Annotated in this window: 6 protein-coding genes; 2 read left to right on the plus strand and 4 right to left on the minus strand. The window is 44.4% G+C overall.

The genetic code is table 11. The features are described 5' to 3' along the window. Positions 1-36: 36 nt before the first annotated feature. Entirely contained in the window at positions 37-936 is a 900-nt protein-coding gene (locus tag Q4549_RS03420; RefSeq protein WP_303549464.1) for an HAD-IIA family hydrolase, read from the plus strand. Here the strand turns inward: Q4549_RS03420 and Q4549_RS03425 are convergent. Both Q4549_RS03425 and Q4549_RS03430 read right to left on the minus strand, forming a co-directional pair. Next, the gene (locus Q4549_RS03425; RefSeq protein ID WP_303549461.1) at positions 933-1343 is read right to left on the minus strand and encodes a hypothetical protein; all 411 of its coding nucleotides are present in this window, start codon (positions 1341-1343) and stop codon (positions 933-935) included. The two genes, Q4549_RS03420 and Q4549_RS03425, sit on opposite strands and share 4 nt — an antisense overlap. Positions 1344-1439: 96 nt before the next feature. Then, positions 1440-6827, minus strand: a complete 5388-nt coding sequence (locus tag Q4549_RS03430; protein WP_303549458.1) for a transporter substrate-binding domain-containing protein — start codon at positions 6825-6827, stop codon at positions 1440-1442. Between the two features lie 276 nt (positions 6828-7103). Between Q4549_RS03430 and Q4549_RS03435 the strand changes: the two genes are divergently transcribed. Then, positions 7104-7643, plus strand: coding sequence for an HD domain-containing protein (locus Q4549_RS03435; RefSeq protein ID WP_303549456.1), 540 nt, complete (start codon positions 7104-7106; stop codon positions 7641-7643). A 55-nt stretch (positions 7644-7698) separates the two neighbouring features. Here the strand turns inward: Q4549_RS03435 and Q4549_RS03440 are convergent, their stop codons facing one another. Both Q4549_RS03440 and Q4549_RS03445 read right to left on the minus strand, forming a co-directional pair. Then, on the minus strand, positions 7699-10542 hold the full coding sequence (locus Q4549_RS03440; protein ID WP_303549453.1) for a glycosyl hydrolase family 8: 2844 nt from the start codon (positions 10540-10542) through the stop codon (positions 7699-7701). Positions 10543-10911: 369 nt separating this feature from the next. Next, entirely contained in the window at positions 10912-13461 is a 2550-nt protein-coding gene (locus Q4549_RS03445) for a glycosyl hydrolase family 8 (RefSeq protein WP_303549450.1), read from the minus strand. Between the last annotated feature and the right edge of the window lie 107 nt (positions 13462-13568).

The raw sequence follows: 13568 nt of genomic DNA on the forward strand, positions 1-13568 counted from the left end.
ACAGTAACGCTCTAATTTTTGCTGAGGTTAATCACCATGTTTTACAGCCCGTCAGAGGCATTTTCGGCCTATCTTGCGATGCCAGAGCGACTGCCTGAAAGTGTTCCTGTTTCTCATACCCAACAACTCAATAGCATTACCGATTTAGTCGACGATATTGATGTATTTTTGTTTGATGCTTACGGCGTGCTAAATGTGGGTGGAACCGCCATTGAAGGGGCTAAAGAGCAAATAGCTAAACTGCGAAGCGCTGGCAAGAAAGTGATGGTAGTAACCAATGCTGCCACTCAAAACAAACAGCAATTGTTCGATAAATTTGTCGGCTTGGGTTTTGACTTTAGTGACCAAGAAATTGTAAATAGCCGTGAAGTGCTATTGCAGTACATGGACTTACAGAGCTCAACAAGCTTAGGTGTTATAACACTGCCTGAGTTTCGTTTAGATACCCAGCGCCCTTGTGTTTACCCAGAAGACGATAACTTTTGGCAAGCGGACGAGTTTTTGTTTTTAAGCGGCCAAGCTTGGAATGCAGAGCGTCATCAGCGCTTTATTGAAGAGCTAAAAAACAAGCCACGCACAGTTTGGGTAGGAAATTCAGACCTGATCGCACCGCTAGAAAATGGGGTATCTCAAGAGCCAGGTAGTTACACCTTAACCCTACCGGATGAGATCTATCCTCAGGTACGTTGCTTTGGTAAACCCTACGCGCCGATTTTTGAAGAAGCACTGAGTCGAATTAAACACCAATTTGGAGATGTTGCACCACAGCGCATTGCGATGATTGGTGATACCTTGCACACCGACATACTTGGTGGCAACGCGATGGGATTTAAGAGTGTACTTGTCACTCAGCATGGGTTCTTACGCGGTTTAGATGTGGAACAGCATATCCAGCGCAGCAAAATACGGCCTCATTACCAACTGGCTTCTATCTAATATGTTGCAGGTTTATCTGGCTTTGTTTGGTTAAGAAAAGCCTGCAAGTCTTGACATTTTTGCTGGCGTTGAGAACTATCCATTTGTCCCCACTCTTGCTCGGCAACATGCACTAAATCAGACACAACTGAGTCCATGGTTTTATCCATGGTGGCAGCAAGGTCGGCAACTTCGATACGGCCTTGTTTAATACTATCTTGATAACTTACTCGCCACTTTTGATAATCAGAACTCAAGCTCTTATTCCCCGCCACATTGGTACAAAACCCACTCAAAGAATGGTAAATAATAGATTGGGCAAATAAATGCTGAGACTCGCTCACTTTTGACTTGGGAAATGCCGCAAGTGACGCACTAGTAAGCAAGCTAAAACTACATACCGTAGCAATAACAAAATGTTTGTTCATAAAGTTTTCCTTACTTATTCTGAAAAAACACACTTCATCTACACTAGGTGATTCAGAGTAATCTTGCTGCACTATGTGTTGTTAAGGTGATGTAAATCAACTCAAACTCTGTTGCAGAGCCGCTAACTTAACGGCAGCCTCTTCAAAGTCATATTCAGCCGCCGCTCGATTAATACTCACTAACTGTTTTTTTATCTGTTCGGGGAACGCTAACTCTACCAATTCATCAATCCGCTCAACCGCATCGGCGTCGCACTCTTCTAACTGAAAACTGAGCTGAGCAAACTCAGATTTAAGTTGTGCGATATTTTTATCGAACAATGCGCTATCTTCAGTGGCTGAAGGGCGGTTTGCGTTAGGCAACAATAGAGCTATCTCCCCCAAAGCCAAATGCAATTGGGTAGCAAGGTTAGCAAGCAATGTTTGAATGCGCTCAACGCTGTTTTCAAAACTATCCCCTAGCTCACCTTGCTTAATCGAGTTAGCGACCGCTTCCAACTCTGCGGCTGCATCTTGTAAGGCCAAAGCACCAATATTCCCAGAGTTCCCCTTTAAGGTATGAACAAGTCGAGTGGCGAGCTCCCAATCTAACTCGCCAACGGCTACTTCAAACTCTTCGACAAATTGCTGCTGACTAATGCTAAATTTTGTTAGCAGCTTCAAATATAAACCGCTATTGCCATTACAGGTAGCTAGCCCAGCGACTTGATTAATCAGTTCAGGGTTCAGGCTTTGGACTACCGGCATGTCACTGGTTACTAGCTGATCGCCGGAAGCACTTGCCCCTTTAATACCAGACGCTTGAATCCACTGAGCCATAGTAGTGATCATGGTTTCTACATCAATCGGTTTACTAATGTAATCATTCATACCAGCGCTAATCACTTTTTCTCGATCACCACTCATGGCGTTGGCGGTCATGGCAATCACCACTATTTCCAAATCAAATTCGCGGATCTTTTGAGTCGCAGAGTAACCATCCATTACTGGCATTTGAATATCCATCAATACCCCGTCGTAGCGATTAACACGCAGTTTATCTATCGCTATTTGGCCGTTTTCCGCTAAGTCACAACTCACATCAATACTGTTAAGTAGCTCTAGGGCTAAGTCTTGATTCAGCTCGTTGTCTTCAACCAGTAATACATGGGCGCCACGTAGTTTACGCTTGGCGTCACTCAACTTATCACTGAGTTTTGCAACCGGTGTATATAACTCAATGTCTCGTCCGCTAATTCGCGCAATGGCGTTAAACACTTCAGAGGCGGTAATCGGTTTGGATAAATAGGCACTGACTCCGGCATTTTCACTTTGTTGTTTGAACCGAGCGTGGTCATAGGCTGAAACAATAATGAAACCAATAGGATGGCTACCTGCTTCTTGGCGAATTGCTTCGCAAGTTGCGACTCCGTCCATATCCGGCATATTCCAATCAACAATCGCCACATCAAACAGCTCTGGTTGCTTCGCGACCAACTGTTGAGCTTCGGCTCCTGAGTGCACAACGCTGACTGCTGGGCCAAAAGAAGAAACAATTGAAGCCATAATATCGGCGGCACTTTCATTATCATCTACCACCAATATTTGCATATCGCCTAGTCTGCTAGCACCCAAGGCATTACGTAAACTAGGGCGACTATGGTTGAGCTTAAACCATGCGGTAAACACAAACTCGGTGCCCTCGCCTAACACGCTATTTATCCATATTTCGCCTTCCATTAGCTCAACCAAACGCTTGCAAATGGTTAAACCTAATCCGGTGCCGCCATATTCTCGGGTGGTAGACGTATCCGCCTGAGTGAAAGATTGAAACAGCTTTTGTTGCTGCTCGGGTGAAATACCAATACCACTGTCTTTTACTGAAAACTGCAACTTGGCTTGGTCGCTTGCTTGCTCCAGTAATTTCACTGTAAATACAATCTCACCCTGATCGGTGAACTTAATCGCATTGCTGGCCAGGTTGGTAAAAATTTGCCCCAAGCGAAGCGGGTCACCCATCAAATTATTAGGCACTTGGGGTTCAACCATAGTGACAACTTCAATGCCCTTTTCTTGCGCTTTAAGCTCAATTAAATTCAGTTGGTTTTGCAGAATATCCTGAATACAAATATCCAAGCTTTCCATATCCAACTTGCCCGCTTCAATTTTTGAGAAATCGAGAATGTCATTGATAATGCCCAGTAACGAAGCCGCAGCATGAGATACTTTGTTTAAGTAACTGCGCGTTTTACGGTCCAAGTCAGCATTTAGCGCAAGATGCGTCATGCCAATAATGGCGTTCATCGGCGTACGAATTTCGTGGCTCATATTGGCTAAAAAGTCAGACTTAGCACGATTTGCATGATCAGCTTGGTCAATGGCGAGGGTTAACTGAGTATTAAGCTCTTTAAGTTCACTTATGTCGTAACACCAAAACAATACCGCTTTGTGTTCTTTAAATTCGGTATTGAGATAATTGGCTAAGCCAGTAAAACGTGAACCATCGGTACGTTTAAAATCAATCTCCTGATTGACCACCGGTTCGCCTTTACTCAGCTGTTCATAACAAGCCTCTCGCTGAGACTTGTCATTGTAGATATCGCCAACATTAAAATTATCTAAATCTTCTGCTTCAACGCCAAACATGTCGCGAGCGGTCTTGTTAGAGAAAAAGGTTTGGTCATTGGCAACAATAGCCACGCCGATAGGTGCGGAGTTGAGCATGTCAAACAACAGCTGCTCGCGAGCTTGTAGTTTTAACTCAGCCTGCTCGCGCGCCTTAATATGGGTTGCTAATCGGCGGTTCCAAAATAGCGTTAGTACCACTAATACTAACGCCCCTAACCCCACCTGCCACACCAAGCTATAGTCGATTTTCTCAACCACTTTATGCGGCGCCCATTTAGATACAACAGTGTCTTTTTGCTGCTGAGTGACAGCAGCGATGGCTTTACTCACAATGGACTGTAATAAAGGCTGGGTTTTAAGCACATATAAGGTAGAAGAGACATTTTTGTCAAAATCTCCTGCCACCGATAAGTTGGCGTATCCACGATGATGGATAATATAGTTAAGCACCAACACAGTATCTACCATGCCGTCAATTTCACCTTGCTCAACCAACTCAATGCCTTGCTCGGTATTATTGGGAAAAATCCAATCTACATCTAAGTGGCGCTCCACAATCTCGTCGGTTTGTGAGGCGCCTTTAATTATGCCAATGGTTTTCCCTTCTAACTGGTTGAAGGAATCAATTAAATTTCCACCTTTACGCCCTACGTAACTCACCTCACTTTTGGTTATAGGTAAGGTAGCGGTGTAATCCAACTCTAAGTGGGTATTGCCAAAAGCAGCCGAAGCCAGCAACACTTCGCGTTGATGAATCAAGTCTAACGACTGCTCCCAAGATTCAACCTTCACCGGTTCAAACACAATCCCAGTACTGGCAGAAATAAGCTGTAGGTAATCGGCAACAATACCAATGTACTGGCCGTCACTATCAAATGCTTCGTATGGCAGCGCTGCTGGGTCAACCGCTACTTTTACCAATGGATTTTCAAGTATCCATTGCTGCTCTGCTTCACTTAAGTTGAGCAGTTGCCCAGATAAACCATGCCGTTCATAGGCCAACCTCATATCAGCCAATTCAGATTCACTTAACATGGCGAATTGGCTTAAGTCTGGCACGCTGGCAGAGATAATAGCTTCAGGAGTATTAGTCTCGGTATAAAACGTAATATTACCCACTTTATCGGTGCTGCCGTTTTGTACCAAAAAGCTCTCTTTTGATAGGCGGCTAAGATTACTCACCTGCATAAAATCTACGCTTTGTAATTCACCGTCTCGCTCTTGAAGCTGCAAGATGACCTGATTCGGTGAATCAGAACTGACGGTCACTCCTTGAATGTTTGAGTTTTTATAAAACACTCTAAGAATGTTTCTTAGCTGTTTAATATCGTGATTAAAAATGTAAGGTGCAACAACATCGGCGATGAGATTACCCCGCTTTATCTGGTTGATGAAGCTAGACGCCATGTAAAGCTCAACCAGTTGCGAATAACTGTCGCTTTGCTTTAACCCTCCAAGCGCTTGATTAAAAAAATCTCGTATACGCTCATCTCTAAACGCTACTTTATAGCCCACTTCAGATTGGGCAAAAATATCGTGAAATTGATAATCAACCACTAAGCCATTGGTAGATTCACCGTAACTAATCGCCCATTTAACCAATGCTTCATCGGCCACCAGAATATCGGCCTCTCCAGCAAAAAACTCAGCTAACGACTGTTCTTGAACCACATGTTCTCGATAACTAGAGGACGGCTTTTGTGAGTGATTGATTTGCGAGGAATACAAACGTTTTGAACCATCAAACCCCGTTACACTATATTCGCTAAGCTGGCTGGGGCTAGTCAGTTCCAATTCATCGATAGCTCGGCTTACTGCCACATTGTTAAACACCACAATGTCATCGGAATAAAACAACCCTTCAACTTCTTCAAGCACCCCCGCTGAAAAGTCTAATGCTTGGTCTTCATTGAGGATCTCTTCGCCACGAAAGGTAGGCAACTGTTCAATATTACCTAACTGGTAACCCATTGAAGAAAACACCCGCCGAACTATTTCATACTCTAGGCCTGCTTCCGAGCTTTGGTCGTACATGTACGGAGCACGCCCATAACCAAAGGCGCCATTCATAATATTTTGCGATGAGCTGTCCTTAAGCCATTGCCCTGAAATGCGATTGCGCGTTTCTATATCTATAGATTTAAGGGTTTTATTAATCACAGACAATAAAATAGGAGATTGCTTGGCTAAGCCTAGAGATATTGGGATGTTTTTACGCCCAGTGACCACGATGTTCTTTTTGATCTTGTTTAAACGCAGTTTATTTTTTAGATATAGCGAAGAACTCAGCTCGCCAATGGTGGCGTCAACCTCCCCCTTCTCCACCGCTCGCAAACAATGTGACAACTCGGTATAAGATTTAAGTGTAATGGTGGGGTAACGCTGTTTTAACCAAGCGGTTTGCTCAAAACCTTCTACTACCGCTAAAGTTTTTCCCGATAACTCGTCCAAGGAGCCAAGCACCGGCGTATTGCTTTGCGTAAACAGATACTCGGTATGCAATAGGTAGGGCTCAGAAAAATTTACATAACTGGTTTTTTCTTGGTCAAAGAACATCATTGGAATAATGTCAAACCGCTGCTGCTTAAAGCCTTGCAACATCTCCAACCACGGCAAGCCGATTTGGTAGCTAAAGGTTAAGCCGCTTAGCTTGGCAATTTCGTTTAGGTAGTCACGTGAAATACCGTCATATTCGCCCGCATCATTAACAAAGGCATAAGGGTAAAAGTTAACATCGGCCACCACAGAAATAGCCGATTGCTGGTCGATCCATTGCTGCTCTTCTTGACTAAAATTGAGCTCGTTTGCACTTGCCTGACCAAGCGCTAAAACAAACAAGGTAAGTGCAATCCTAAGCACTAAAATGCGGGTCCACATAAATAGCATCGTTCACCAATGTATATGTTTTATCACTAAATTAAACAGCCTAGATATCTGCGAGTAGGCAAAAAGAAAAGACTCATTTGCTATTAATGATAGTAGACCATGAAGTGAAAGCAGGTGATTTATGAGTGAGGGTTTTGACTTAGCTCCAGCTTTAAACACACTGAGACATTTTGTCGTAAACAACCATAAAACTGTCATTTATGACTAAAGATATCCTCTGCTCTGCTCATTATACTAAATCAAACTAATAACACGGCGAGCCAAACCATGAACATGTACGCAGAGATAGCACTTTTAGACGAAATATTAGCGCCTTATAAAGAGCAAATTGGCGACGATTATTTAGGTTACAAAAACCATGTTCTGCGAATGCTTAATATTTGCTTTTACTTAGCTGAACCAGACCAGCAGCAAACACAAAAGCTAGTTATTGCCGCCGCTTTTCATGATATTGGCATATGGACCAATAACACGGTGGATTATTTGCCACCTTCTTTGATTCATGCTGAACGCTACTTACAGCAACAGAACTTAGGCGAATGGTCGGAAGAGATTGCACTTATTATCGATCAGCACCATAAAGTGAGAGCATTTACTGATCCTCGTTACCCATTGGTGGAATACTTTCGACAGGCCGATTTAGTGGATTTTTCTTTAGGTCTTGTAAAACACGGGGTACCGGTGGATTTTATAAAGCAACTTAAACAAACATTGCCTAATCACGGCTTTCATAGAATGTTACTTAAACGCACTTGGCAGCGAATAAAACAAAAACCATTTAGCCCTGCGCCAATGATGAAATGGTAAAAAAAGCATGGCAATACAGCTGCCATGCTTAACATCTAAAGCCTAAGGTTAAGGCTTAATTCACTGGAGTAAACTTAATCCAATTAAGGTTAAAGTCACCTTGAAGAATATTAACACGCAGTGTTTGGCTGCCGCTGCTAACCACAACGTTATTGGTAGTTTGGCTTTGCCAGTTTTGCCACCCGCCCGTTGCGCCTACGCTGGTATTACCAACAATTTGCTGACCAGCTAACTCTAGGTTATAGCTGCCACCACCTGGGCTTGAAGCAACTCGAACATCAACAGTATAAGTGCCAGCGGCTAAATCTACGCTGTACTCTAACCATTCGCCCGCTGCTGTCCAACCTACGTTGTAACCGCCATCTACATCAGAAGTCATTTGCAAATCAACATCGTCACTCCGATGGCTGCCACCCGCATTACCACTAGTGGTATCGTAGAACTGGGTATAATCCTCAGCTTGTACTAGCACTTCGCTTGGCGTGCTAGGATTACCGCCGCCAGTATCACCACCGGTGCTGCTACCGCTGTACAGCTTGTACCAATCAAGCAAGGTATCGTTTTGGCCTACATCGCTTTCCAATACAAACTTCAACGCGCTAGCATTACTGGCTAAGCTGAAGGTAACTGTTTGCTCTGTACGAGTAGTACCACTAAAGGTAGCCGTAGCCACTTTTTGCGCGTCAGCGTAAATGCTGATACCCGCAGCAGTGTTGTTACTTGAAGAGCCGTTAATCACCAAGCTATAGTCACCAGCAGATAAATTACTGCTGTTTACCGTTACCGATTCAGCGTTTCCATAAAGAATTACACCTGCATACGGCGAGGTAATAGGCTGGCGATAAGAAGGTGAAATAACGCCATCTTCAAACTGCGCCTGTTCAAGCAACTCACCATCAACCGGTGGATTAGTTGGGTTACCGCCACCATCGTTAGCACTAACCGTAACAGTTACCGTGCCGTTAGCACTAGCTTGACCATCACTAATGGTGTAACCAAAGCTGTCGCTGCCAACAAAACCACCATTAGGCGTGTAACTTAGTGCGTTGCCAACTTGGCTAACACTGCCGTTACCCGCTTGGGTATAGCTAGTCAGTGACAATGAGTCACCATCGGCATCACTGTCGTTCTGCAATACAGAAATACTTACTGCAGTATCTTGGGTGGTTGAAGCACTATCGTTATTGGCTTTTGGTGGATTATTGCCACCAGTAGGTGGAGGCGTCACCACGTCACATTCGCCCGCAGGACAAATAATTCGGTAGTTACCACTTAATGCCAAGAAACCAAACATGTACAAAGTACCGTCGTAATAACGGTATTTACCACTTGGTACAGGGGTATCCCAAAGCGCTTGAACAAATTCCCACGAACGCTGATTATCTGAAGCTAAACTCGCCACGGCATTCATCGATACTAAACCAGGAGAATGATCCGAGTTGTTTTCGTATGGTGTGCCATTTAGCTCATACAAGCTTGAGTAGGAGTCTATGCCTTCACTCTTGAAGAAGCTCTGTAAGGCATTTACATAAGTGGTTTGCCATGGGTCATTCTGCCACCAAGCAAAGTCCATTGCGGCATTACCTACGGTGCGCCAAGCGTCGTATTGGAAGGTGTCTTTCCAATGTTGAAAATCAGCATGGGGGCGACCATCAAAGTAAGCGTAATCAGGACTTAAACCATTAGAAGCATTCACCGTTTTTTTAAGGAACGCGCGGCTTGTCACTGCTAAATCGGCCCAAAAACTGTTGTTGTTATCTGCCCAACGTGCCCAAAGCTCATAAAAAGCAGGCAAGTGATAAGACGGATCAGTCCAGTTTCTGTCGGTAGGCGTGGCAGGAGAGAATACAATTTGTTTTTCCGCATGGTTAAACAAGCTGAATTCTTCTAACTGGCCTTGGTTGTTATAGCGAGTTTGGCCGTTACCATACATATCTTTTAAGATTTGGTTGGCTTGCTCGCGGTAGTTGTAAATACCATTGCCATCACCCCATAAGTTTGAGGCAAAAAATAACGCCGTAACAAAATACTCTTCGCCGTCTGGCGCAGGGTTAGCATCTTGAATATTGCCTGAAGTGCTTACCTTCCAAGCAAAGTACCCTTTGTTATTACCTGATTTGTTCAGAGAATAAGTATGCGCCCACTTCCACAACTTGTTGAAGTCATCTTGGCGGCCCATTTGAACGGCCATCATCATGCCGTAAGACATACCTTCACTACGAACATCGTTATTACCAACGTCCCAAATGTAAGCCATATCGTTGCCTACTGGGATGAAAATGGCTTTATTGGCAGTATCACTACTATGGAATAGTTGGTCGTAAACAGCTTGAACTTTGGCATCTACTTCGGCAGCAGAGTAGCCTAATTCTTGGAACATATTACGATACACGCCAGTGTCGTAGGCACCGGCACTTGGTAGCGCTGGCGCACCAGGAAGTGCCGCTATATCACCCACTCGGTGTAACTCGTACCAATCTAAAAAGGTATCGTTACTGCCATTATCGGTTTCAAGCTTAAATTGTAAGGTTGAGTTAGCAGGTTGGCTATCAAGCTTAAAGGTAATGCTGTTAACTGAGGCACTGGTTCCTGAAAACTCTGTAGCACCCAGTTTTTTGCCACCTAAATACACGCTAATACCCGCAGCATTGTTGGCACTGCTAGCTCCGCGAATATCTAGGCGAAATTGCCCAGGTACGTTACTCAATTGGGCTTGCGCTTCTACGCCATCGTTATTGGCATAAGCGGCTACGCCGTTAAAGGGGCTGTCAACAGCGCCCGAGTAGCCCGGCAATAAACTGCCATTTTCTAGCTCAAATTTTTGCAATAGCTCGGCCGAGCAAATAGGCGACAATAGCCCTAAGCTCAGCACTGCTAGCACTGTTTTGTTAAAGATCATTCCTTTTATCCTCATATATGGTGTCTTGCATAGTGAGCAACCGCCAAAATAATATTTGGCTTAAGCTGCTGTTTAGCTCTTAATTTGGAAGAGCTAGCTATTATTTGTTTTATATGCAGCACAGACTTTAGCAGTGACTAAAAATACGCCAAGGGCAAATGAAAACTATCGTTAGCAACAAAAGAAAGATCGTACAAAAAACACCCAGAAATGTGAGCGGCATTAACAAAATGTTAACGCTAACAATTGGCAACCTTACTCTAAAAGAAAAGATTTGAAAGGTATTTGTAAGAGGTATTGTGTTAAATAAAAATAATAAGGGTGACTGCAGCCACCCTTACTTCATAACATGATTGTTACAGCTTTATGTTAGTTACACACCGTACCATTAACGATAACTAACTCTGCTGGCGTATTCGCTACGCCTTTATTGCCTTGCATTCCAAAACTCACCGTTTGACCCGGTTGAATAGTTGAATTCCAAGATAATGAGCTAGCGGTGTAGGCGTCTGTGCCAACAAGTTGGGTATTCCAACTGTTGGTCACTGTTGAGCCGTTTGCATAAGCCCAGTTCACTTCCCAGCCATTAATTGCCGCGCTGCCATTGTTAGCAATAGTAATACTGGCAACAAAGCCACTATTCCACTCATTATCAATGCTATAGCTACAATTTGCGCCACTACCTGCACTTGTCACAGTAATGCTAGAGGTGTAAGTATCGCTGCCACCATTAGCATCAGTTACCGTTAACCTTGCTTGGTAAGTTCCCGCGCTGGCGTAACTATGGCTAGCAGTTGCACCGGTTGAGCCATTGCTGTCGCCAAAGTCCCAGCTAAAACTTAAGCTGTCATTGTCTACATCGCTAGAACATGCAGCATCAAAACTCAAGGTTTCGCCAACAATTGCGGCTTCACTACTAACACTAAAACACGCGCTTGGCGGGTTATTTACGCTAGAATCTTGCACCGTAATGGTCACATTAGCGCTAGCGGTTTCTTCGCCATCAGTGATGGTATAACTAAAGCTATCTTCGCCAAAAAATCCACTATTAGGCGTGTAACTTAAGGTATCTCCCACTTGGCTTACTGCACCATTACTTGGCTGAGTAAAGCTAGCAATGCTTAGGCTATCGCCGTCTAGGTCACTATCATTGTTTAGCACCGCTACCGTTACTGGCGTATCCTGCTGGGTGCTTGCGCTATCGTTAACAGCCACTGGTGGGCGGTTACCCACTGGCGGTGGTGTTACCGCATCACACTCTCCTGCTGGGCAGATAATTTGGTAATTGCCACTCAGTGCCAACATACCAAACATATAAAGAGTGCCGTCGTAATAACGCCATTTACCACTTGGTACTGGCGTATCCCAAAGCGCTTGTACAAACTCCCAAGAGCGTTGGTTATCTGATGCCAAACTCGCCATCGCATTCATTGCCACCAAACCCGGTGAATGGTCTGAGTTGTCTTGATACGGTGTGCCGTTTAATTCATACAAGCTTGAGTAGGAATCAATACCTTCACCTTTAAAGAAGGTTTGTAAGCTGTTCACATAGGTGGTTTGCCATGGGTCATTGTTCCACCAAGCAAAGTCCATGGCCGCATTACCCACGGTACGCCATGCATCGTATTGGAAGGTCACTTTATGCGCTTGAAACTCGCCATGTGGGCGACCATCAAAGTAAGCATAATCAGGACTCAAGCCATTTTCGGCATTCACGGTGGTTTTTAGAAACGCGCGGCTAGTAACCGCTAAGTCAGCCCAAAAGCTGTTGTTGTTATCTGCCCAACGTGCCCATAACTCGTAAAACGCAGGCAAGTGGTAAGAAGGGTCAGTCCAATTTCTATCGCTTGGCGTGGCAGGAGAAAATACAATTTGTTTGTCTTCATGGCTAAACAAACTGAACTCTTCTAGCTGACCTTGGTTGTTGTAGCGAGTTTGGCCGTTACCGTACATATCTTTTAAGATTTGGTTGGCTTGCTCACGATAGTTGTAAATACCGCTTCCATCGCCCCAGCGATTAGAGGCAAAAAACAGCGCGGTAGCAAAGTATTCTTCACCATCTGGTGCAGGGTTGGCATCTTGCACATTACCTGCAGTACTCACTTTCCAGGCAAAGTAACCTTTGTTATTGCCTGATTTATTGAGTGAATAGGTATGGGCCCACTTCCATAATTTGTTGAAGTCTTCTTGACGGCCCATTTGTACCGCCATCATCATGCCGTAAGACATTCCTTCACTGCGCACGTCGTTATTACCGACATCCCAGATATAGGCCATATCATTGCCTACTGGGATAAAAATGGCTTGATTGGTCGTATCGGTGCTGTGGAATAACTGGTCGTAAACCGCTTGGACTTTAGCATCCACTTCGGCTTTAGAATAGCCGAGCTCTTGGAACATGTTACGATAAATACCGCTCTCATAAGCGCCAGTATTGGGAAGAACCGGTGCAGCGGGAAGCGGCGCGATGTCGCCAACGCGGTGCAGTTCAAACCAATCTAAATAGGTGTCGTTGCTGCCGTTATCGCTTTCTAGCTTAAACTGTAAGGTTGATGAACTGGCTTGTGCATCTAACTTGAAGTTGATACTACTTACCGATGCGGCCGTACCCGAAAACTCGGTAGACCCCAGTTTTTTATCGCCCAAATACACACTAATACCGGCGGCACTATTAGCACTACTCGCCCCGCGAATGTCGAGCCTAAACTGACCAGGTACATTGCTTAATTGAGCTTGAGCCTCTACGCCGTCGTTATTAGCATAAGCCGCTATACCATTAAATGGGCTATCGATGGCACTTGAGTAACCTGGCAGTAAGCTGCCATTTTCTAACTCAAATTTTTGTAAGACTTCCGCTGAGCTTAGTGGCGATATTAATGCAGCGCTCAACACAGCAAGTCCGTAAGGTTTAAAGATCATTCCTTTATCCTCAAAATAGTGGTTAACAATGAGCGGTAAAAGCCTGCTAAAACGCGATAAGCGCCCCCACAAATACCTTCTCAAAAATATCAGTAATTTTGCTGTTG

The sequence above is a fragment of the Agarivorans sp. 2_MG-2023 genome (assembly GCF_030548085.1).
GTDB lineage: Bacteria > Pseudomonadota > Gammaproteobacteria > Enterobacterales > Celerinatantimonadaceae > Agarivorans.